General features: G+C 69.1%; 17 protein-coding genes. 8 read left to right on the top strand and 9 right to left on the bottom strand.

Annotated features, from left to right (window positions below; all coding sequences use genetic code 11):
* Window positions 1-2 precede the first annotated feature (2 nt).
* The 9 genes from RTA_RS16030 to ugpB all read right to left on the bottom strand — a co-directional run bounded on the left by RTA_RS16030 (window position 3) and on the right by ugpB (window position 10,616).
* A complete protein-coding gene (locus RTA_RS16030) occupies window positions 3-2,897 on the bottom strand; it encodes a valine--tRNA ligase (RefSeq protein ID WP_013902476.1) in 2,895 nt (964 codons plus the stop codon).
* A gap of 58 nt (window positions 2,898-2,955) precedes the next feature.
* On the bottom strand, window positions 2,956-3,156 hold the full coding sequence (locus RTA_RS16025; RefSeq protein WP_013902475.1) for a DUF2783 domain-containing protein: 201 nt from the start codon (window positions 3,154-3,156) through the stop codon (window positions 2,956-2,958).
* Complete coding sequence (locus RTA_RS16020) at window positions 3,153-4,895, bottom strand: FAD-dependent oxidoreductase (RefSeq protein WP_013902474.1); 1,743 nt, start codon at window positions 4,893-4,895, stop codon at window positions 3,153-3,155. The genes RTA_RS16025 and RTA_RS16020 overlap by 4 nt, the downstream gene beginning before the upstream one ends.
* A 27-nt stretch (window positions 4,896-4,922) precedes the next feature.
* A complete protein-coding gene (locus RTA_RS16015) occupies window positions 4,923-5,540 on the bottom strand; it encodes a VOC family protein (protein WP_013902473.1) in 618 nt (205 codons plus the stop codon).
* 78 nt (window positions 5,541-5,618) lie between these two features.
* Window positions 5,619-6,380 carry a glycerophosphodiester phosphodiesterase gene (gene ugpQ, locus RTA_RS16010; protein ID WP_013902472.1) on the bottom strand — a complete coding sequence of 254 codons (762 nt, stop codon included), beginning with the start codon at window positions 6,378-6,380 and terminating at the stop codon, window positions 5,619-5,621.
* Window positions 6,381-6,463: 83 nt separating this feature from the next.
* The gene (locus RTA_RS16005; protein WP_013902471.1) at window positions 6,464-7,474 is read right to left on the bottom strand and encodes a sn-glycerol-3-phosphate import ATP-binding protein UgpC; all 1,011 of its coding nucleotides are present in this window, start codon (window positions 7,472-7,474) and stop codon (window positions 6,464-6,466) included.
* 27 nt (window positions 7,475-7,501) lie between these two features.
* Entirely contained in the window at window positions 7,502-8,356 is an 855-nt protein-coding gene (gene ugpE, locus RTA_RS16000; protein WP_013902470.1) for a sn-glycerol-3-phosphate ABC transporter permease UgpE, read from the bottom strand.
* A gap of 14 nt (window positions 8,357-8,370) precedes the next feature.
* On the bottom strand, window positions 8,371-9,255 hold the full coding sequence (ugpA, locus tag RTA_RS15995) for a sn-glycerol-3-phosphate ABC transporter permease UgpA (RefSeq protein ID WP_013902469.1): 885 nt from the start codon (window positions 9,253-9,255) through the stop codon (window positions 8,371-8,373).
* A gap of 56 nt (window positions 9,256-9,311) precedes the next feature.
* On the bottom strand, window positions 9,312-10,616 hold the full coding sequence (ugpB, locus tag RTA_RS15990) for a sn-glycerol-3-phosphate ABC transporter substrate-binding protein UgpB (protein WP_013902468.1): 1,305 nt from the start codon (window positions 10,614-10,616) through the stop codon (window positions 9,312-9,314).
* Between the two features lie 207 nt (window positions 10,617-10,823).
* Between ugpB and RTA_RS15985 the strand changes: the two genes are divergently transcribed.
* From RTA_RS15985 to RTA_RS15950, 8 genes are all read left to right on the top strand, one after another.
* On the top strand, window positions 10,824-14,735 hold the full coding sequence (locus RTA_RS15985; RefSeq protein ID WP_013902467.1) for a DUF3683 domain-containing protein: 3,912 nt from the start codon (window positions 10,824-10,826) through the stop codon (window positions 14,733-14,735).
* A gap of 2 nt (window positions 14,736-14,737) precedes the next feature.
* Window positions 14,738-15,166, top strand: a complete 429-nt coding sequence (locus RTA_RS15980) for an HIT family protein (RefSeq protein WP_013902466.1) — start codon at window positions 14,738-14,740, stop codon at window positions 15,164-15,166.
* A gap of 25 nt (window positions 15,167-15,191) precedes the next feature.
* A complete protein-coding gene (locus tag RTA_RS15975) occupies window positions 15,192-15,602 on the top strand; it encodes a gamma-butyrobetaine hydroxylase family protein (protein WP_013902465.1) in 411 nt (136 codons plus the stop codon).
* Between the two features lie 90 nt (window positions 15,603-15,692).
* Window positions 15,693-16,424 (top strand): bifunctional demethylmenaquinone methyltransferase/2-methoxy-6-polyprenyl-1,4-benzoquinol methylase UbiE, encoded by a 732-nt coding sequence (ubiE, locus tag RTA_RS15970; RefSeq protein ID WP_041675667.1) that lies wholly within the window; start codon window positions 15,693-15,695, stop codon window positions 16,422-16,424.
* Between the two features lie 28 nt (window positions 16,425-16,452).
* The gene (locus RTA_RS15965; protein WP_041675666.1) at window positions 16,453-17,487 is read left to right on the top strand and encodes a Tim44 domain-containing protein; all 1,035 of its coding nucleotides are present in this window, start codon (window positions 16,453-16,455) and stop codon (window positions 17,485-17,487) included.
* Between the two features lie 66 nt (window positions 17,488-17,553).
* On the top strand, window positions 17,554-18,111 hold the full coding sequence (locus RTA_RS15960; RefSeq protein ID WP_013902462.1) for a hypothetical protein: 558 nt from the start codon (window positions 17,554-17,556) through the stop codon (window positions 18,109-18,111).
* Window positions 18,108-19,676: a ubiquinone biosynthesis regulatory protein kinase UbiB gene (gene ubiB, locus RTA_RS15955; RefSeq protein ID WP_013902461.1), complete on the top strand. Its 1,569-nt coding sequence runs from the start codon at window positions 18,108-18,110 to the stop codon at window positions 19,674-19,676. The genes RTA_RS15960 and ubiB overlap by 4 nt, the downstream gene beginning before the upstream one ends.
* 55 nt (window positions 19,677-19,731) lie before the next feature.
* On the top strand, window positions 19,732-21,189 hold the full coding sequence (locus RTA_RS15950) for a high affinity choline transporter 1 (protein WP_013902460.1): 1,458 nt from the start codon (window positions 19,732-19,734) through the stop codon (window positions 21,187-21,189).
* Window positions 21,190-21,230: the final 41 nt, after the last annotated feature.

Below are 21,230 nucleotides of genomic sequence, written 5' to 3'. Positions count from 1 at the left end.
GCTCACGCGCCCAGCCGCAGCAGCTGTCCCTTCAGCTTGTCCAGCGTGGCCGCGAACTGCGCGATGCGCTGGCGTTCCTGCTCGATCACCGCCGGCGGCGCCTTGGCCACGAAGGCCTGGTTGGCCAGCTTGCCGTTGGCCTTGGCCAGCTCCGCCTCCAGCCGCGCCGCCTCCTTGGCGATGCGCGCCTTCTCCGCGGCCACGTCGATCTCCATGAACAGGCACAGCCGCGCATCGCCGACCACCGCCACCGGCGCGGCTTGGGCCGCCGCGGCCCAGGCCGCCTCGTCGTCGAACACCTGGACTTCGCTCAGCTTGGCCAGTGCCTGCAGCACCGGCGCGGCCTCGCGCAGGAAGGCGGCCGCCGTGGTGCTTTCCGCGACGGCATACAGCGGCAGGCGCGTGCCGGGCGAGACGTTCATCTCGCCTCGCAGCTGCCGGCAGCCGTCCACCAGGGCCTTGAGCCGCTCCACCCAGGCGATGGCCGCCTCATCGATCTTCTCCGGCTGCGCCTGCGGGTAGCGGGCGATGCTGACCGACTCGCCCGGCAGGCCGGCCACCGGCGCCACCTTCTGCCACAGCTCCTCGGTGATGAAGGGGATGACGGGATGCGCCAGCCGCAGGATGGCTTCCAGCGTGCGGATCAGCGTGCGCCGGGTGGCGCGCTGCCGGCCCTCGTCGCCGTCCCGGGCCGCTTCGCGCAGCTGCACCTTGGCGATCTCCAGGTACCAGTCGCAGTACTCGTTCCAGACGAAGTCGTAGATGGCGTTGGCGACGTTGTCCAGGCGGTAGTCGGCGAAGCCCTGCGCCACCGCGGCTTCGGCCTTCTGCAGCGCCGAGCTGATCCAGCGGTCCGCCTGCGAGAAGCGCATGTAGCCGTGCGCCGGCCCGCCGGGCTGGCACTCGGCCTTGGTGTGCTCCTTCAGCCCGCAGTCGAAGCCCTCGCAGTTCATCAGCACGAACAGCGAGGCGTTCCAGAGCTTGTTGCAGAAGTTGCGGTAGCCCTCGCAGCGCTTGGCGTCGAAGTTGATGCTGCGGCCCAGCGAGGCCAGCGAGGCGAAGGTGAAGCGCAGCGCGTCGGCGCCGTAGGCCGGGATGCCCTCGGGGAATTCCTTCTCGGTGTTCCTGCGCACCTGCGGCGCGGTCTCGGGCTTGCGCAGGCCGGTGGTGCGCTTGTCCAGCAGCGGCGCCAGCGGGATGCCGTCGATCAGGTCAACCGGGTCCAGCACGTTGCCTTCGGACTTGCTCATCTTGCGGCCCTGGGCATCGCGCACCAGGCCGTGGATGTACACGTCGCGGAACGGCACCTGGCCGGTGAAATGGGTGGTCATCATGATCATCCGGGCGACCCAGAAGAAGATGATGTCGTAGCCGGTCACCAGCACGCTGGAAGGCAGGTACAGCTGCAGGTCCTGGGTCTTGTCGGGCCAGCCCAGGGTGGAGAAGGGCACCAGGGCCGAGGAATACCAGGTGTCCAGCACGTCCTCGTCACGGCGCAGCTGCCGCCCCGGCGCCTGGGCCTGCGCCTCGGCCTCGCTGCGCGCGACGTAGACCTTGCCCGCCTCGTCGTACCAGGCCGGGATCTGGTGGCCCCACCAGAGCTGGCGCGAGATGCACCAGTCCTGGATGTTGTTCATCCACTGGTTGTAGGTATTGACCCAGTTCTCGGGCACGAAGCGCACCTGGCCCGACTGCACGGCATCGATGGCCTTCTGCGCGATGGACTTGCCGGTGGCGTCGCCCTGGCCGACCTGGGTCATGGCGACGAACCATTGGTCGGTGAGCATGGGCTCCACCACCTGGCCGGTGCGGGCGCAGCGCGGCACCATCAGCTTGTGCTTGCGGGTCTCGACCAGCAGGCCTTGCGCCTGCAGGTCGGCCACCACCTTCTTGCGCGCCACGAAACGGTCCAGCCCGCGGTAGGCGGCCGGCGCGTTGTCGTTGATCCTGGCGTCCAGCGTCAGCACGCCGACCAGGGGCAGGCCGTGGCGCTGGCCCACGGCGTAGTCATTGGCGTCGTGCGCCGGCGTGACCTTGACCACGCCGGTGCCGAACTCGCGGTCCACGTACTCGTCGGCGATGACCGGGATCTCGCGGTCGCACAGCGGCAGCTTCACCTGCCTGCCCACCAGGTGCTTGTAGCGCTCGTCTTCGGGGTGCACCATCACGGCCACGTCGCCCAGCAGGGTTTCCGGGCGCGTGGTGGCCACCGTCAGCGAGCCGCCGTCGCCCGCCAGGGGGTAGGCGATGTGCCAGAGGAAGCCGTCCTCCTCCTCGCTCTCCACCTCCAGGTCGCTCACCGCCGTCTTGAGCTCGGGGTCCCAGTTCACCAGGCGCTTGCCGCGGTAGATCAGGCCCTGCTGGTACAGCTGCACGAAGGTCTCGGTGACGATGCGCGAGAGCCGCTCGTCCATGGTGAAGTACTCGCGCGACCAGTCCACGCTGTCGCCCATTCGGCGCATCTGCCGGGTGATGGTGTTGCCCGACTGCTGCTTCCACTCCCAGACCTTGGCCACGAAGTTCTTGCGGCCCAGGTCATGGCGCGACAGGCCCTGCTGCTGCAGCTGGCGCTCCACCACGATCTGGGTGGCGATGCCCGCATGGTCCGTGCCCGGCACCCACAGCGTGTTGAAGCCGCGCATGCGGTGGTAGCGCGTCAGGCTGTCCATGATGGTCTGGTTGAACGCGTGCCCCATGTGCAGCGTGCCGGTCACGTTGGGCGGCGGCAGCTGGATGGCGAAGGAGGGCTCCCCCTCCCGGGCCTGGCCGGTGCCGCGCCAGCCGGCGCGCCCGTAGCCGCGCTGCTCCCAGACCGGTTCCCAGCGGGCCTCGATCGGGGCGGGCTCGAAGGATTTGGGCAGGCTGTTCAGGCCGGGTTGCTGGGGTGTGTCGCTCATGGCTGGGCAAAAGAAAACGGCACCCCGTGGGATGCCGTCGTGGTCGGGTGGCCCGATTTTATTCGGCGGGCGGCTCCGGCAGCCGGGCCGCGGCTTCCACGCACTCGCGCAGCACCTGGGCGTCGCCGACCTGGTTGGCCAGCAGCAGGATCAGGCGGGCGTTGAGCAGCTCCGACTGCTGCGGCGACAGCCCCGCATGTGCATCGAGCAGCTGCTCGTAGAACCCGTCGGCGTCCTTGAAGTTCAGGCTGGTCTTCATGCGGCGACCGACTCCTGCAGCCCGAGGGCCTTGCCGACGGCCCGCACCAGGGTGCCGTCGATGCTCCCGCCGGTGGCCGCCACGTAGCTGTCGGGCCGCAGCAGCGCCCAGGAACCGCGAGGTTCCTTCACGGGAACGTGGCCGAACACATGGCAGGCGCCCTGCAGGTGGCCGCGCAGGTCGCGCACGTGCTCGTGGATGGCGGCGCGCTGGTCGGCGCCGACCACCTGCACGCAGCGCAGCGGCGCCGATGCGCAGAGCTCGCGCAGCCGCCGCAGCGCCGCGCCGTCCACCTCGCCGAACACCAGCAGCAGCAGCCGCAGGCCGGCCCAGCGCAGCAGGTCGTTGACCACGCCCGGCGAGCCGTCGACCCACTGGAAGCCCACGTTCTGCACCGACTGGCCGCCGCCGCCGTCGCACGCCGAGGAGCGGGTATAGGGGTTGGCCACCGCCATGCGGCCGGTGTTGACCAGCTGGCGCGCGAACAGGTACTGCTTGGCCAGGCTGAGCGCCGCCTGGCGGAAGGTGCGCTCCACGCCGTCGGCCGGCCGCAGGAAGCGCGCCGTGCGGTTGGTCACCAGCACGTTCTGCCGAGCCGCTTCGTGGCGCTCCTCGTGGTAGCTGTCCAGCAGGCTGGCCGGCGCCAGGCCCTGCACCACCGCCGCCAGCTTCCAGGCCAGGTTGTCGGCGTCGGCGATGCCGGTGTTGCCGCCGCGCGCGCCGAAGGGGCTGACCACCTTGGCCGCGTCGCCCATCAGGAACAGCCGGCCGCAGCGCATGCGGTCCACGCACTCGCTGCGGTAGGCGTAGGGGCCGACCCAGACGATCTCGACCTCGCAGTCGGGGCCGAACTGCCGCGCCAGCCGCTCGCGCACCACGTCCTCGCGGCTGACGTAGGCCGGGTCGGCGTCCGGCGCCATCTGGTAGTCGATGCGCCAGACCCCGTCGCCCATCAGGTGCTGCCAGACGGCGCGGTTCTCGTTGAACGGCGCCTCCACCCAGGTGTGGCGCTCCACCGGCGGGTGCCTGGTGAAGCGCACGTCGGCGATGCACCAGCGGTCGTCGCCCTTCTTGGCCGTGACCTGCACGCCGGCCCACTGCCGGAACGGCGTGCGCGAGCCGGTGGCATCGACCACCCAGTCGGCGCGCAGCCGGTAGTCGCCGGCGGGGGTGCTGACTGAAAGCGTGGCGCCGTCCGCGTCCTGCTCGAAGGCGGTGACCCGGTTGTTCCAGCGGATCTCCACCTGGCCGAGCTGGCGAATGCGGTCGACCAGGAAGGCCTCGATGTAGAACTGCTGGATGTTGATGAACGGCGGCTGGCTCGACAGGTTGTACGCGCTCTGCTGGCGCAGGTCGAAGGAATAGACCTCGTCGTCGCCGGCGAAGGTGCGGCCCACGCTCCACTGGATGCCCTTGGCCGCGATGTGCGGATAGACGCCCAGCTTGTGGAAGATCTCCAGCGATTTCTGCGTGTAGCAGATGCCGCGCGAGGACGCGCCCTTGACGCCCACCGTATTGTCCTCGTCCAGCAGCACGGCCGGCACGCCGTGCTGGGCCAGCGCGCAGGCCAGCGTCAGGCCGGTGATGCCGCCGCCGACGATGACGACGGGCTGGTGCCCGGTCTGGCCGCTGCGGATCTCGGGTGGCTCGACAAACGGGTACTCGGGCAGCACGTAGCCGCCGCCCTGGGTGAATTCGTAGCCGTTGCTGAAGGCTGTCTCGGCGTAGCGCTCGGCCATCGCGCCCTCCTTCCTCGTGCGATGCGCCTAGCGGCTGCCGTATTCCGGGCGGTCGTTCTTCTGGGGCTTGAGCGCTCCGGCGGCCTTGCCTTCGGCCCGCTCGCGCCGCCACTGCTCCTTGCGGGCGGTCCATTCGGCCAGCCGGGCATGGGCGGTCCTGCTCTCCTGCAGCATCTGGAACTCGTCGGCCCGCTGGGCCGTGAGCTCCAGGCGGATGCCGTTGGGATCGAAGAAGTAGATGCTGTCGAAGATGTGGTGGTCGGTGATGCCCAGCACCTCCACGCCATGCGCCTCCAGCCGGGCCTTCATGTCCTGCAGCGCCTGGATGCTGTCCACCCGGAAGGAGATGTGGTTGACCCACTTGGGCGTGTTGGGCGAGGGCTCGGCCGCCTGGTCGTCACCCAGGTCGAAGAAGGCGATGAACGAGCCGTCCTGCAGCCGGAAGAAGAAGTGCGTGTACGGGCAGTACTCCCCCGTGCTGGGCACGTGGTCGCTCTGGATGATGTGGTAGAGCGGCAGCCCCAGGATGTCCTCGTAGAAGCGGCGCGTCTCCTCGGCATCGCGCGCCCGCCAAGCGTAGTGGTGCAGCTGCTGGATGGGAGCGGGGGCGGGCAGGGGCTGGGTGGCTTTGAGTACGGCGGCCATGGCGTCTCCTGATTTACCATTGCGTAATGCGTTTACTATAGCGTAATCGCAAGCGGGCCCGCCAGGGGCCGCGCCGCCTCAAACCGGGGCAAACAAGTCGACCCGGTCGGTGATGATGCCGTCCGTGCCGAGCTGGAGCAGCCGCTGGGCCGCCCACTCGTCGTTAACCGTATAGCTGAGGCAGCGCATGTTGGCGCCGTGCACCTGCGCCACAAGCGCGGCATCCCACAGTGCATGGTTGCAGACGATGGCCACGCAACCCAGCGCCTGCGCCACGCCGGACCAGTCGTCCCACAACGTGTCCAGCAGCAGGCCGCGCGGCAGCACCGGTGCCATTGCCAGGGCGCCCTGCAGCGCCTCCGGCCGGAAAGAGGTGAGCAGCGGCGGGATCTGCGCGCCCTGCCAGAGCCGCGCCGCCTCGGCCGCCACCACCTCGCCGGTGCGCCGCTCCAGTCCTGGCGTGGGCTTGATCTCGATGTTCAGCAGGTGGCCATTGGCCAGGCACCAGCGGGCCAACCCCTCCAGCGTGGGCAGCGGCTCACCGGCGTGGGTCCGCGAGTGCCAGCCGCCGGCGTCCAGCTGCGACAGCTGCTGCCATGGCAGGTCGCCGGCCGTACCGCGGCCATTGGTGGTGCGTTCCAGCGTGGCATCGTGCAGCAGGAAGGGCACGCCGTCGGCCGACAGCTTGGCGTCGCACTCGAACATGCGGTAGCCGTGGGCCGCGCCCAGCCGGAAAGCCGACAGGGTGTTCTCCGGCGCCAGCTTGCCGGCTCCACGATGGGCGATCCAGCGCGGATAAGGCCACTCGGGTCCTGCGGACCCCGTGGCCTGCGGCCGCACGGGGCTCGACCCCACCCCAGCCCTCCCCTGTCCAGGGGAGGGAGAGGGGAAGCGGGAGGGCGATGAGGTGCCGTTGCCGCCGCTCATCCAGCGATCCGCTTGCCGCTTGCGGCGTCGAACCAGTGCAGCCGGTCCTCGCGCGGGCGCACGTGCAAGGTGGCGCCGGGGGCGGGCGGCGGGCGGCCTTCCTCGCTGCGCACGATCACCTGCTCACCGCCCAGGCGGCCGTAGATCAGGCGCTCGGCGCCCAGCAGTTCCACCGTTTCCACCTGCAGCGCCCAGCCGCCTTCGGCGATGTCCAGGTGCTCCGGCCGGATGCCCAGGATGGTGCCGGCCTTGCCGCCGGGCCCGTTCTTCAGCAGGTTCATGGGCGGCGAACCGATGAAACTGGCCACGAAGGTGGACGCCGGCCGGTGGTACACCTCCTCGGGCGTGCCGAACTGCTCCGTGTTGCCTGCGTTCATCACGATCATGCGCTGGGCCAGCGTCATGGCCTCCACCTGGTCATGCGTGACGAACAGCGAGGTGATGCCCAGCTCACGGTGCAGCTTCTGGATCTCCAGGCGGGTCTGGGCGCGCAGCTTGGCATCCAGGTTGGACAGCGGCTCGTCGAACAGGAAGACCTGGGGCTGGCGGACGATGGCGCGACCCATGGCCACGCGCTGGCGCTGGCCGCCCGAGAGCTGGCGCGGCTTGCGCTCCAGCAGGTGACTCAGCTCGAGGATGCCGGCCGCCTTGTCGACGCGGGCCTTGATCTCGGCCACCGGCACCTTGCGGATCTTCAGGCCGTAGGCCATGTTGTCGAACACGCTCATGTGCGGGTAGAGCGCGTAGTTCTGGAACACCATGGCGATGTCGCGCTCGGCCGGCTCCAGGTCGTTGACCACGCGGGGGCCGATGGCGACCTCCCCGCCGGAGATCTCCTCCAGGCCGGCGACCATGCGCAGCAGGGTGGACTTGCCGCAGCCCGAAGGCCCCACGATCACGATGAACTCGCCATCGCCGATCTCGGCGTTCACGCCATGGATGACCTGCAGCTCCTGCTTGCCCTTGCCGTAGCGCTTGATGACGTTGCGAAATGAAATGGCAGCCATGGCTTTCCGTCTTTCTTGCTTGCTGTCTTATTTCTCGGTATCGACCAGGCCCTTGACGAACCAGCGCTGCATCAGCGTCACTACCAGGGCCGGGGGCAGCATGGCCAGGATGGCCGTGGCCATGACCACGTTCCATTCGACGTAGACCTCGCCGAAGATGGCGCGCTTGATGCCGAGCACCACGGGGTACATGTCCTCGCTGGTGGTCACCAGCAGCGGCCACAGGTACTGGTTCCAGCCGTAGATGAACTGGATGACGAACAGCGCCGCGATGGAGGTGCGCGACAGCGGCAGCAGCACGTCGAAGAAGAAGCGCATCGGCCCGGCGCCGTCCATGCGGGCCGCCTCGACCAGCTCGTCCGGCACCGTCAGGAAGAACTGGCGGAACAGGAAGGTGGCGGTGGCCGATGCGATCAGCGGCACCGTCAGGCCGGCATAGCTGTTGAGCATCCCCAGGTCCGACACCACCTCGTAGGTCGGCCCGATGCGCACCTCCACCGGCAGCATCAGCGTCACGAAGATCATCCAGAACACCAGGTTGCGCGCGGGGAAGCGGAAGTAGACGATGGCGAAGGCCGACAGCAGCGAGATGGCGATCTTGCCCAGGGAGATGGTCAGCGCGCTCACCAGGCTGACCCACAGCATGGGCGCCACCGGCGCGATCGTGGAGCCGCTGTAGGTCTTGCCGCCGAACAGGGCCAGTGTGTAGCTCTCCCAGAAGTTGCCGCCGGGCCTGAGCGACAGCGGATTGCTGGTGGCGATCTGCTGCGCGGTCTGCGTCGAGCCGATGAAGGTGAGGAACACCGGGAAGACGATGACGGCCAACCCGGCCAGCAGGATGAGGTGGGAGAAGAAGGTGAGGACGGGGCGGCGTTCAACCATGGCGGGCGCTCATCTCAGTATTGGACTTTCTTCTCGACGAAGCGGAACTGCACCACGGTCAGCGCGATGACGATCCCCATCAGGATGACCGACTGCGCGGCCGAGCCGTTGATGTCCAGGGCCTTGAAGCCGTCGTAGTAGACCTTGTAGACCAGGATCGCCGTCTCCTTGCCCGGGCCGCCGTGCGTCGTTGCGTCGACGATGGCGAAGGTGTCGAAGAAGGCGTAGATGACGTTGATCACCAGCAGGAAGAAGGTGGTAGGCGACAGCAGCGGGAACACGATGCCCCAGAAGCGCCGCCAGGGTGTGGCGCCGTCGATGGTGGCGGCCTCGATCAGCGATTGCGGGATGGACTGCAGCCCGGCCAGGAAGAACAGGAAGTTGTAGGAAATCTGCTTCCACACCGCGGCCATGACGATCAGCGCCATCGCGTGGTTGGCGTTGAGCAGGTGGTCCCAGGGAATGCCGATGTAGCGCAGGAAATAGGCCACCACGCCATAGGGCGATGCGAACATCATCAGCCACAGCACGCCGGCCACCACCGGGGCGACGGCGTAGGGCCAGATCAGCAGCATCCGGTAGAGGCCGGAGCCGCGGATCACGCGGTTGGCCATGACGGCCAGCAGCAGGGCGATGCTCAGCCCCAGCACAGCCACCAAAGCCGAGAACAGGGCCGTGGTCTTGAACGACTCCAGGTAGCTGGGATCGTTGAACAGGCGCCGGAAGTTCTCCAGTCCCACGAACTCGCTGCTCATGCCGAAGGCATCCTGCTGGAGCAGGCTCTGGACCAGCGCCTGGCCGGCCGGCCAGAAGAAGAACACCAGCACGATGGCCATCTGCGGTGCCACCAGCACCCAGGGCAGCCAGGCCGACTTAAATCGAACGCGTTTTTCGGTCACGGACGTGAAACAAGGCCCCGCGGGGCCTTGTCCTTTTGGATGAGGTCGCTAATGTACTAGCCCTTGTTCGCCTTCTGGAAGCGCTCGAGCTGCTCGTTGCCGCGCTGCACCGCCGCGTCCAGCGCCTCCTTGGGCTGTTTGGCGCCGCGCCAGACCTGCTCCATTTCCTCGTCGACGATGGCGCGGATCTGCACGAAGTTGCCCAGGCGCACGCCGCGCGACTTGTCGGTGGTCTTGCGGATCATCTGCGTGACCGACACGTCGGTGCCCGGGTTCTGCTTGTAGAAGCCGGATTTGTCGGTGATCTCGAAGGAGGCCTTGGTCACCGGCAGGTAGCCGGTGCGCTGGTGGCTCTTGGCCGCCACCTCCGGCTGCGACAGGTAGGCGAAGAACTGGCCCACGCCCTTGTACTCGTCCGGCTTCTTGCCCGACATCACCCACAGGCTGGCGCCGCCGATGACCGTGTTCTGCGGCGCCCCGGGCACGTCGGGGTAGTAGGGCAGGGTGCCGATGCCATAGCCGAACTTGCCATTGCGCTTGACGTTGCCGTACACGGCCGAGGTGCCGGTGAACATGGCGCATTCGCCCGAGACGAAGGTGGCATCCGCCGCGTTGCCGCGACCCTTGTAGACGAACAGGCCATTCTTGGCCATGTTGGCCAGGTTGTCGATATGGCGCACGTGCAGCGGGCTGTTGAAGGCCAGCCGCGCGTCCAGGCCGCCGAAGCCGTTGTTCTTGGTCGCGTACAGCACGTTGTGCCAGGCCGAGAAGCTCTCCAGTTGGGTCCAGCTCACCCAGGCAGTGGTGAACGGGCACTTGTGCCCGGAAGCCTTGAGCTTGGCGGCTGCCAGGGCCACCTCCGGCCAGGTGGTCGGCGGCTTCTCCGGGTCCAGGCCCGCGGCCTTGAAGGCGTCCTTGTTGTAGTGGAAGACCGGCGTCGAGCTGTTGAAGGGGAAGCTCAGCATCTGGCCGTTGGGCGCGGTGTAATAGCCCGCCACCGCCGGCACGTAGGCGTCGGAGTCGAACTTTACGCCGGCGTCCTGCATCACCTTGCCCACCGGCACCACTGCGCCCTTGGCGGCCATCATGGTAGCGGTGCCGACCTCGAACACCTGCAGGATGTGCGGGGCGTTGCCGGAGCGGAACGCGGCAATGGCCGCCGTCATGGATTCGTCGTAGCTGCCCTTGAAGGTGGGCACGATCCTGTAATCCTTCTGGCTGGCATTGAAGTCCTTGGCCAGGTCGTTGACCCATTCGCCCAGGGCGCCGCCCATGGAATGCCACCACTGGATCTCGGTCTGGGCGACGGCAGGCAGGGTGAAGGCGGCGGCCATGGCCACCGCTGCGAACTTAAGCTTCATGAAGACTCCTGATGGGACGGGCACAGGGGCGTGACTCTACCGTCGTTTCGTGACCGCGATTAGACAGAGCCGGGGCGAGCCGGGCAACGGGGTTTCCCATGAGGCTCGCCGCCGCTGCCGCCGGCCATTTGTCAGCGGGGCCTTGTTGCACTGCGGTAACATCCCTTTTCAGCCGCGCCTGCATCCTTTCGGCTGAGCCCGAACGCGATGAACGCACCCACCCCGCTCAACCAGCTCCTGCATGCCGGCGACGCGCAAACGCCGCGCCTGCGCGAGATCCCCTACAACTACACCTCGTTCTCCGACCGCGAGATCGTGATCCGGCTGCTGGGCACCCGCGCCTGGGAGGTGCTGGGGCGGCTGCGCGAGGAGCGCCACACCGGCCGCTCGGCCCGCATGCTGTACGAGGTGCTGGGCGACATCTGGGTGGTGCAGCGCAACCCCTACCTGCAGGACGACCTGCTGGACAACCCCCGGCGGCGGCGCCTGCTGGTCGATGCGCTGCACCACCGGCTGGCCGAGGTGGAGAAGCGCCGCACGCCGGCCGGCAGCCCGGCGGACGCCGGGCGCGACGTTCTGGTGGCCGAGCTGCTGGAGGCGGCCCGGCAGGCGGTGCGCGCGTTCGACGCCGGCTTCACCCGGACGACCGAGCTGCGCCGGCGCACCCAGCGCGTGCTGGGCCGGCTCACCGCCAGGGACAACATCAAGTTCGACGGCCTGTCGCGCGTGTCGCACGTGACCGATGCCACCGACTGGCGCGTCGAGTACCCGTTCGTCGTGCTCACGCCCGACACCGAGGCGGAGATGGCCGCCCTGGTGGCCGGCTGCATCGAGCTGGGCCTGACCATCATCCCGCGCGGCGGCGGCACCGGCTACACCGGCGGCGCCATCCCGCTGACCTGGAACAGCGCGGTCATCAACACCGAGAAGCTGGAGGCGATGACCGAGGTCGAGCTGGTCAGCGTGCCGGGCCACGACCGGCCGCTGCCCACGGTGTGGACCGAGGCCGGGGTGGTGACGCAGCGCGTCTCCGACGCGGCCGAGCGCGCCGGCTACGTCTTCGCGGTGGACCCGACCTCGGCCGAGGCTTCCTGCATAGGCGGCAACATCGCCATGAACGCCGGCGGCAAGAAGGCCGTGCTGTGGGGCACGGCGCTGGACAACCTGGTGTCCTGGCGCATGGTGACGCCGCAGGCGCAGTGGCTGGAAGTGGTGCGGCTGGACCACAACCTGGGCAAGATCCACGACGCCGAGGTCGCCACCTTCGAGCTGCGCTACTTCCAGGCCGACGGCAGGACGCCGATCCGCACCGAGCGCCTGGCCATTGCCGGCTCCACCTTCCGCAAGGAGGGCCTGGGCAAGGACGTCACCGACAAGTTCCTCTCGGGCCTGCCGGGCATCCAGAAGGAAGGCACGGATGGCCTGATCACCAGCGCGCGCTGGGTGGTGCACCGCATGCCGGCGCACACGCGCACGGTGTGCCTGGAGTTCTTCGGCAACGCCAAGGACGCGGTGCCCAGCATTGTCGAGATCAAGGACTTCATGTTCGCCGAGCAGAAGCGCTCGGGCACCGTGCTGGCCGGCCTGGAGCACCTGGACGACCGCTACCTCAAGGCGGTGGGCTACGCCACCAAGGCCAAGCGGGCCACGGACGCCAAAGGCGGCCCCTCGTCCGCCGTGCCCAAGATGGTGCTGATCGGCGACATCGCCGGCGACGATGCCGACGCGGTGGCGCGCGCCGCCTCCGAGGTGGTGCGCCTGGCCAATTCGCGCAGCGGCGAGGGCTTCGTGGCCATCAGCCCCGAGGCGCGCAAGAAATTCTGGCTGGACCGCAAGCGCACGGCCGCCATCAGCAAGCACACCAACGCCTTCAAGATCAACGAGGACGTGGTGATCCCGCTGCCGCGCATGGCCGAGTACACCGACGGCATCGAGCGCATCAACATCGAGCTGTCCCTGGCCAACAAGCTCAAGCTGGTGGACGAACTGGAGGCCTTCTTCCTGCGCGGCCATCTGCCGCTGGGCAGGCAGGACGACGCCAGCGAGATCCCCTCGGCCGAGCTGCTGGAGGACCGCGTGGGCCAGGCGCTGGCGCTGCTGCGCGAGGTGCGCGCCCAGTGGCAGGGCTGGCTGGACCAGGTCGACACCCTGTTCCCCGAGCTCCAAGACCACCGCCTGCGCGCCAGCTGGAAGACCCAGGTCCGCGCGCCGCTCGCGCTCATCTTCGGCGGCCAGCCGTTCCGCGCCATCCTGGAGGAAGTGAACGCCATCCACCAGCGCGTGCTCAAGGGCCGGGTCTGGGTGGCGCTGCACATGCACGCGGGCGACGGCAACGTGCACACCAACATCCCGGTCAACAGCGACGACTACGGGATGCTGCAGGCCGCGCACCAGGCCGTCAAGCGCATCATGGCGCTGGCCCGCTCGCTGGACGGCGTGATCTCGGGCGAGCACGGCATCGGCATCACCAAGCTGGAGTTCCTGACCGACGAGGAGCTGGCGCCGTTCGCCGAATACAAGCGCAAGGTCGACCCCGAGGGCCGCTTCAACCAGGGCAAGCTGCTGCGGCAATGGGAGCAGCCCAACGAGGTGGCGCGCCGGCTGCACGCCGACCTGACCAATGCCTACACGCCCAGTTTCGGGCTGATGGGGCACGAGTCGCTGATCATGCAGCAGTCCGACATCGGCGCCATCGCGGATTCCATCAAGGATTGCCTGCGCTGCGGCAAGTGCAAGCCGGTGTGCGCCACGCACGTGCCGCGCGCCAACCTGCTGTACAGCCCGCGCAACAAGATCCTGGCCACCTCGCTGCTGGTGGAGGCCTTCCTGTACGAGGAGCAGACCCGCCGCGGCGTGTCGGTCAAGCACTGGGAGGAATTCGAGGACGTGTCCGACCACTGCACGGTCTGCCACAAGTGCGAGAACCCCTGCCCGGTCAAGATCGACTTCGGCGACGTCTCCATGAACATGCGCAACCTGCTGCGCAAGATGGGGCAGAAGAGCTTCCGGCCCGGCAACGCCGCCGCCATGTTCATGCTCAACGCCACCAACCCGGAGACCATCAAGCTGGTGCGCGGCGCCATGGTGGGCGTGGGCTTCAAGGCCCAGCGCCTGGCCAACGGCCTGCTGCGCGGCTTCGCCAGGAAGCAGGTGATGCTGCCGCCCTCGACCCACGGCACCGCCCCGGTCAAGGAGCAGGTGGTCCACTTCGTCAACAAGAAGCTGCCGGGCGGGCTGCCCAAGAAGACCGCCCGCGCGCTGCTGGACATCGAGAACCGGGACTACGTCCCCATCATCCGCGACCCGCGGTCCACCACGGCCGAGACCGAGGCGGTGTTCTACTTCCCGGGCTGCGGTTCCGAGCGGCTGTTCTCGCAGGTGGGCCTGGCGACGCAGGCCATGCTGTGGCACGCCGGCGTGCAGACCGTGCTGCCGCCGGGCTACCTGTGCTGCGGCTACCCGCAGCGCGGCAGCGGCCAGTTCGACAAGGCCGAGAAGATCATCACCGACAACCGGGTGCTGTTCCACCGGGTGGCCAACACGCTCAATTACCTGGACATCAAGACCGTGGTGGTCAGCTGCGGCACCTGCTACGACCAGCTGCAGGGCTACGAGTTCGACAAGATCTTCCCGGGCTGCCGCATCGTGGACATCCACGAGTACCTGCTGGAAAAGGGCATCAAGCTGGCCGGCGAGGGCGCCTACCTGTACCACGATCCCTGCCACACGCCGCTGAAGCTGCAGGAGCCGATGAAGACGGTCCAGGCGCTGGTGGGTGACAACGTGCGCAAGTCCGAGCGTTGCTGCGGCGAGTCCGGCACCTTCGGCGTGACCCGGCCCGACATCTCCACCCAGGTGCGCTTTCGCAAGGAGGAGCAGCTGCGCAAGGACGAGGACGCGCTGCGCGCGGCCACCGGCGCCCAGGGCAACCTCAAGGTGCTGACCAGCTGCCCCAGCTGCCTGCAGGGCCTGAACCGCTACCGCCACGACCTGACGAGCGGCCTGCTCGAGGCCGACTACATCGTGGTCGAGATGGCCAACCGCCTGCTGGGCCCCGACTGGATGCCGCAGTACGTGCAGGCGGCCAACCAGGGCGGCATCGAGCGGGTGCTGGTCTGACCATGCGCTCGCCGGGCTGTCCCTTGTGCGAGTCGGCCGGCGGCGAGCTGGTGGCCACCGGCGCGCACTTTCGCCTGATCCGCGCGGACGAGGCGGGCTTCCCGGCCTTCTACCGCCTGGTCTGGGGCGACCACGTGGCCGAGTTCTCCGACCTGGCCGCCGACGAGCGCCAGCACTGCATGGAAGCCGTGGCCGCCGCCGAGCGGCTGGTGCGCGAGCACCTGTCGCCCGACAAGGTGAACCTGGCGGCCCTGGGCAACCAGGTGCCGCACCTGCACTGGCACCTGATCGCGCGCTTCCGCTGGGACAGCCATTTCCCGTCGCCGGTCTGGGCCGCGGCGCAGCGGCCGGCGCCGGCCGACAAGCTGGCGGCGCTGCAGGCCCGCCTGCCGGCGCTGGACCAGGCCTTGCGCCAGCGCCTGGCGTTTTAATAGGGTTTTCCCCGAGGACAGTGGCATGGCAGGACTGAACCGCGATACCCCCGCGCCGGTGGCGATGACGGTGCATGCGCGCTCGCGCGTGCTGGAAGTCGCCTTCGCGGACGGGGCCAGCTTCCGCATCCCCTTCGAGTTGATGCGCGTCTACTCTCCCTCGGCCGAGGTGCAGGGCCACGGGCCGGGCCAGGAGGTGCTGCAGACCGGCAAGCGCGAGGTGGCGATCGCCAGCCTGGCGCCGGTGGGCAACTATGCCGTGCAGCCGACCTTCTCCGACGGGCACGACAGCGGCATCTACTCCTGGGACTACCTGTACTTCCTGGGCTCGCAGCAGCAGCAGCTGTGGCAGGACTACGAGCAGCGCCTGGCGCACGCCGGCGTGGACCGCGACGCCCCCATGGCGGCCAAGTCGGCGGGCGCCTGCGGCCACTGACGCCGGACTCTTTACATCCCGCGACAGAATCCCCGCGCTTGCGGCAGGGCTGAGCCGCCACGCGCGGCCCGCTTGTCCTAGCATCGGGCCATGTCCAGCACCCACTTCGGCTACCAGCAGGTCGACGAGCACGACAAGGCCAGGCGCGTGCGAGACGTCTTCGATTCGGTCGCGCCGCGCTACGACCTGATGAACGACCTGATGTCGATGGGGCTGCACCGCGCCTGGAAGGCCTACACCGTGCTGGTGGCCGACGTGCGGCCCGGTCACCAGGTGCTGGACATCGCCGGCGGCACCGGCGACCTGGCCCTGGCGTTCGCCCGCAAGGCCGGCCCCTCCGGCCAGGTGGTGCACACCGACATCAACGAGGCCATGCTGCGCACCGGGCGCAGCCGCCTGCTCGACGCCGGCGTGGTGCTGCCCACCCTGGTCTGCGACGCCGAGCGCCTGCCGTTCGCCGACGGCAGCTTCGACCGGGTGAGCGTGGCCTTCGGGCTGCGCAACATGACGCACAAGGAGCAGGCGGTCGCCGAAATGCACCGGGTGCTGCGGCCGGGCGGCAAGCTGCTGGTGCTGGAGTTCTCCAAGGTGGCGCGGCCGCTGGCCAGGGCCTACGATTGGTACTCGTTCAAGGTGCTGCCGCGGCTGGGCCGGCTGGTGGCCGGCGACGCCGACAGCTACCGCTACCTGGCTGAATCCATCCGCATGCATCCCGATCAGGCCGCGCTCAAGGCCCTGATGAAGAAAGGTGGTTTCGGCCACGTGGACTATCACAACCTCTCCGGGGGTGTGGTGGCGCTGCATGTTGGAATCAAGTGCTGACTCGTATTCATTTCTGGAAGGACGCGACATGAAACACTGGGCTGTGATGATCCTGGCCGGCACCCTGGCCCTGGCCAGCCTCGATGCCGACGCCCAGCGCCGCATGGGCGGCGGGCGCAACCTCGGCCGCCAGTCGGGCAACGTGACGCAGCGCGACGCCACGCCGCCGCAGGCGCCCGCCACCCCCGGCAACGCCCAGACCGCGCCCGGCGCGGCGCAGAACCAGGCGGCGCCGGCCGCACGCCCCGGCACGCCGGCCGCCAACCCGGCCGCCGCGGCGCCGCGCCGGCCCTGGGGCGGCATCCTGGGCGGCCTGGCGGCCGGCCTGGGACTGGCCTGGCTGGCCAGCGCCCTGGGCCTGGGCGCCGAGTTCGCGCAGTTCCTGATGATCGCGCTGCTGGTGCTGGTGGTGATGCTGGTGATCGGTTTCATCATGCGGTCGCGCCGCGCCGCGCCGGCTGCGGTCCGGGGACGCCCCATGGCCTTCCAGGGCGCCGGCGCCCCGGCCGACGCGGACCTGGCGCCGAATTCCCACTACGACCCGGACAAGGTGGGCAACGACGCCTCCGCCCGGCCCTGGGAGCGCGGCAGCATGGCCTTCGACGCCGGCAAGTACGGTGCGGCGGGCGGCGGCGTGCAGATCGGTTCCGCGCTGGCCGGTTCGCAGAACTGGGGCGTTCCGCCCGGTTTTGACACCGCCGGCTTCGTGACCGCGGCCAAGCAGAACTTCGTGACGCTGCAGGACGCCTGGGACCGCTCCGACCTGCAGGCGCTGCGCTCCATGATGACCGACGAGATGCTGGGCGAGATCCGGGCCCAATTGGCCGAGCGCGAGAGCCACCGGCCGGGCCAGCCGAACAAGACCGACGTGGTCATGCTCGAGGCCCAGCTGCTGGGCATCGAGGACCTGGGCGACGACTACATGGCCAGCGTGGAGTTCTCCGGCATGATCCGCGAGGAGCCCTCGGCCGGGCCCAGCCCGTTCCGCGAGGTCTGGAACATGACCAAGCCCAAGAACGGATCCACCGGCTGGCTGGTGGCGGGGGTGCAGGCCTTGCAGTGACGTGGTGCCCTCGCTGAGCCCAGGCCCGGCCTGGCGCTCGGCGCTCAACCTCATAATCGGGGGACTATGGCGACACGGTCCCCCTTTGCTTTTCTGGACGGCCTGGCCCAGGCGTTCCAGCCCCCGCCCTGGCTGGTCGAGGAGACCCAGCGCCGGCTGGTGCTGCTGCTCAACCACGTGCTGATGCAGGAGCCCGAGGCCTGCGCGCGGCTGGCGCGCCAGACCGGCCGGGTGGTGGAGGCGCATTGGCGCCAGTTCAGCCTGCGGCTGGTGGCCACGCCGGCCGGCCTGCTGGACCTGGCCCCGCCGGCCACCGTGCCCGATCTCACGCTCACCGTGACCGACGAGTCGCCCTGGCAGCTGGCACAGGCGGCGCTGCGCGGCGACAAGCCGGCGGTGCGCATCGCCGGCGACGTGCAGTTCGCCGCCGAGATCAACTGGCTGGTGGACCACGTGCGCTGGGACCTGGAGGAGGACCTGTCGCGCCTGGTGGGCGACGCCCCGGCCCATGCGGCCGGCCGGGCGCTGCGGCAGGCGGGCGAGGCGCTGCGCCGCTTTGTCGGCCGCGCGCCCGGCGGCAGGGGCGCGGCATCGGCGTCGCCGGCAGCGGGCGCGGCCCGATGACGCGCTACTGGCGCGGCGCCTTCATCTTCTGGATCGTCCTGCGCTATGGCCTGGACGAGCTCGTCCTCAACAGCTTCCAGCAGCCCTGGCTGCACCGCCTGGCGCGCGTCCTGGCCCTGGGCCGGCGGCTGCACGAGCCACGCGGCCAGCGCCTGCGCGAGGCGCTGGAATGCCTGGGGCCGATCTTCGTCAAGTTCGGCCAGGTCCTGTCGACTCGGCGCGACCTGCTGCCGCCGGACATCGCCGACGAGCTGGCGCGGCTGCAGGACCGGGTGCCGCCCTTTCCCTCCGAGATCGCCGTGGCCATCGTCGAGCGCGCCTTCCGCCGGCCGGTGGACAGCGTGTTCGCCAGCTTCGAGCGCGAGCCGGTGGCCAGCGCCTCCATCGCCCAGGTGCACTTCGCCACCCTGGCCACGCGCCAGGGCGAGCTGCGCCAGGTCGCGGTCAAGGTGCGCCGCCCCGGCATGCTGCCCATCATCGAGAAGGACCTGGCGCTGATGCGCATGATGGCCGGCTGGGTCGAGCGCCTGTCGGCCGACGGCAAGCGCCTCAAGCCGCGCGAGGTGGTGGCCGAGTTCGACAAGTACCTGCACGACGAGCTGGACCTGGTGCGCGAGGCGGCCAACGCCGCCCAGCTGCGGCGCAACATGGCGGGCCTGGACCTGGTGCTGATCCCGGAGATGTACTGGGACTTCTGCCATCCCGAGGTCATCGTCATGGAGCGCATGGACGGCGTGCCGATCAACCAGACGGCGCGGCTGGTGGAGGCGGGCGTCCAGCTCCCCCAGCTGGCGCGCGACGGGGTGACCATCTTCTTCACCCAGGTGTTCCGCGACGGCTTCTTCCATGCCGACATGCACCCCGGCAACATCCAGGTCAGCCTGGCGCCGCAGACCTTCGGCCGCTACATCTCGCTGGACTTCGGGATCATCGGCACGCTGACCGAGTTCGACAAGGAGTACCTGGCGCAGAACTTCACCGCCTTCTTCCGGCGCGACTACAAGCGGGTGGCCGAGCTGCACATCGAGTCCGGCTGGGTGCCGCCGGGCACGCGCGTCGACGAGCTGGAGGGCGCGGTGCGCACCGTGTGCGAGCCGTACTTCGACCGGCCGCTGCGCGAGATCTCGCTGGGCATGGTGCTGATGCGCCTGTTCCAGACCTCGCGCCGCTTCAACGTCGAGATCCAGCCGCAGCTGGTGCTGCTGCAGAAGACGCTGCTGAACATCGAGGGGCTGGGCCGGCAGCTCGACCCCGACCTGGACCTGTGGGCCACCGCCCGGCCCTTCCTGGAGCGCTGGATGCTGGAGCAGGTCGGCCCGCAGAAGCTGTGGGCCGAGCTGCGCGACCAGGCGCCGCGCTACGCCAAGATGCTGCCCGAGCTGCCCCGCCTGGCGCACGACTTCCTGCGGCAGAACCCCAGCGTCGTCCTCGGCCGCAAGCTCGACACCATGTTGGCCGAGCAGCGCCGCACCAACCGGTTGCTGCAGGGCCTGGTGTACGGCGGCGTGGGCTTCGTGCTGGGGCTGGTGGTCATGCAGCTGGTGGTGCGCGTCCGCCTGTTCTGAGCGCGGCCGTGCCTTGGCATAATGCGCCGGCCCACGGTGGGCATGGTGGCCGTCGATGAACTACACGCTGATCTCGTTTGTCGTCCTGTACCTGGTGGGCACGCTGGCGCTGGGCGCCTGGGCCGGCACCCGCGTCAAGTCCACGGCGGACTTCGCGCTCGCCGGCCGGCGCCTGCCGCTCGTCATGGTGGTGACCACCACCTTCGCCACCTGGTTCGGCGCCGAGACGGTGATGGGCATCCCGGCCAAGTTCGTGCAGGGCGGCCTCAACGCCGTCGTGGAAGACCCGTTCGGCGCGGGCACCTGCCTGATCCTGGTGGGCGTGTTCTTCGCCGCCAAGCTGTACAAGCAGAACCTGCTGACCATCGGCGACTTCTACCGCGCGCGCTACGGGCGCGGCGTCGAGGTGTTCTGCTCCGTCGCCATCATCCTGAGCTACCTGGGCTGGGTGGCCGCGCAGATCACGGCCCTGGGCCTGGTGTTCTCGGTGCTGACCAACGGCGCGATGTCCGAGACGGCGGGCATGGTGGTGGGCACGCTGGCCGTGCTGGTCTACGTGGTGATCGGCGGCTTCCTGGCGATCGCCTGGACCGACTTCATCCAGATGATCGTGCTGGTGGTGGGGCTGTCGGTCATCGCCGTGTTCGCCAGCAGCCTGGCGGGGGGCTCGGACCAGGTGTTCGCGATGGCGACCTCGCAGAACCTGTGGAACTTCTTCCCCGCGCCGACCTTCACCGACATCGCCTTCTTCGTGGCCGCCGGCCTGACCATGATGCTGGGCAGCATCCCCCAGCAGGACGTATTCCAGCGCGTCATGTCGGCCAAGGACGTGGGCACGGCGCAGAAAGGCGCCGTGATCGGCGGCGTCAGCTACATCCTGTTCGCCTTCGTGCCCATGTTCATCGTCGCCAGCGCCGTGGTGGTGATGGGCAACAACGCCATGGAGCTGGCCAAGAACGACTACCAGCGGCTGCTGCCCACCTTCGTGCTGACGCAGATGCCGCTGGTGATGCAGATCCTGTTCTTCGGCGCGCTGCTGTCGGCCATCAAGAGCACCTCCTCCGCCACGCTGCTGGCGCCGTCGACCAGCTTCGTCGAGAACATCCTGAAGAACCTGCGCCCGGGCATGAGCGACCGCCAGCAGCTGCTGGCCATGCGCATCACCATCGTGGTCTTCACCGCCATCGTGCTGGCCTACGCCATCGCGATGAAGGGCACGCCCATCTACGACCTGGTCTCGGCCGCCTACCAGGTGACGCTGGTCGGCGCCTTCGTGCCGCTGGTCATGGGCATCTACTGGAAGCGGGCCACCACGCAGGGCGCCATCGCGTCCATCGCGGCGGGCATAGGCACCTGGGTGCTGTTCTTCCCGCAGATCAACGAGGGCCTCGGCGAGGCCTTCCCCGGCCAGCTGGCCGGACTGCTGGCGGCGCTGGTGGGCATGGTGGCCGGTTCGCTCGCGCCGCAGGTGCTGCGCAACCGCCACGAGCCCCGGCACCCCGTCACGGCCTGAGGCCCGGCCGGCTTGGGCCGGCGCCGGCAATTGAAGGGCTT

Source organism: Ramlibacter tataouinensis TTB310 (genome assembly GCF_000215705.1).
GTDB classification, from domain to species: domain Bacteria; phylum Pseudomonadota; class Gammaproteobacteria; order Burkholderiales; family Burkholderiaceae_C; genus Ramlibacter; species Ramlibacter tataouinensis.
This window is presented reverse-complemented; position numbering and strand designations above follow the sequence as displayed.

Excerpts from the sequence above, each read along its gene's own strand:
- ubiB (WP_013902461.1), top strand. The coding sequence starts at position 18,108 with ATGACGCGCTACTGGCGCGGCGCCTTCATCTTCTGGATCGTCCTGCGC.
- RTA_RS15965 (WP_041675666.1), top strand. The coding sequence starts at position 16,453 with ATGAAACACTGGGCTGTGATGATCCTGGCCGGCACCCTGGCCCTGGCC.
- ubiE (WP_041675667.1), top strand. The coding sequence starts at position 15,693 with ATGTCCAGCACCCACTTCGGCTACCAGCAGGTCGACGAGCACGACAAG.
- ugpE (WP_013902470.1), bottom strand. The coding sequence starts at position 8,356 with ATGGTTGAACGCCGCCCCGTCCTCACCTTCTTCTCCCACCTCATCCTG.
- RTA_RS15950 (WP_013902460.1), top strand. The coding sequence starts at position 19,732 with ATGAACTACACGCTGATCTCGTTTGTCGTCCTGTACCTGGTGGGCACG.
- RTA_RS15975 (WP_013902465.1), top strand. The coding sequence starts at position 15,192 with ATGGCAGGACTGAACCGCGATACCCCCGCGCCGGTGGCGATGACGGTG.
- RTA_RS15985 (WP_013902467.1), top strand. The coding sequence starts at position 10,824 with ATGAACGCACCCACCCCGCTCAACCAGCTCCTGCATGCCGGCGACGCG.
- RTA_RS16015 (WP_013902473.1), bottom strand. The coding sequence starts at position 5,540 with ATGGCCGCCGTACTCAAAGCCACCCAGCCCCTGCCCGCCCCCGCTCCC.
- RTA_RS16020 (WP_013902474.1), bottom strand. The coding sequence starts at position 4,895 with ATGGCCGAGCGCTACGCCGAGACAGCCTTCAGCAACGGCTACGAATTC.
- RTA_RS16025 (WP_013902475.1), bottom strand. The coding sequence starts at position 3,156 with ATGAAGACCAGCCTGAACTTCAAGGACGCCGACGGGTTCTACGAGCAG.
- RTA_RS16005 (WP_013902471.1), bottom strand. The coding sequence starts at position 7,474 with ATGGCTGCCATTTCATTTCGCAACGTCATCAAGCGCTACGGCAAGGGC.
- RTA_RS15980 (WP_013902466.1), top strand. The coding sequence starts at position 14,738 with ATGCGCTCGCCGGGCTGTCCCTTGTGCGAGTCGGCCGGCGGCGAGCTG.
- RTA_RS16030 (WP_013902476.1), bottom strand. The coding sequence starts at position 2,897 with ATGAGCGACACACCCCAGCAACCCGGCCTGAACAGCCTGCCCAAATCC.
- ugpB (WP_013902468.1), bottom strand. The coding sequence starts at position 10,616 with ATGAAGCTTAAGTTCGCAGCGGTGGCCATGGCCGCCGCCTTCACCCTG.
- RTA_RS15960 (WP_013902462.1), top strand. The coding sequence starts at position 17,554 with ATGGCGACACGGTCCCCCTTTGCTTTTCTGGACGGCCTGGCCCAGGCG.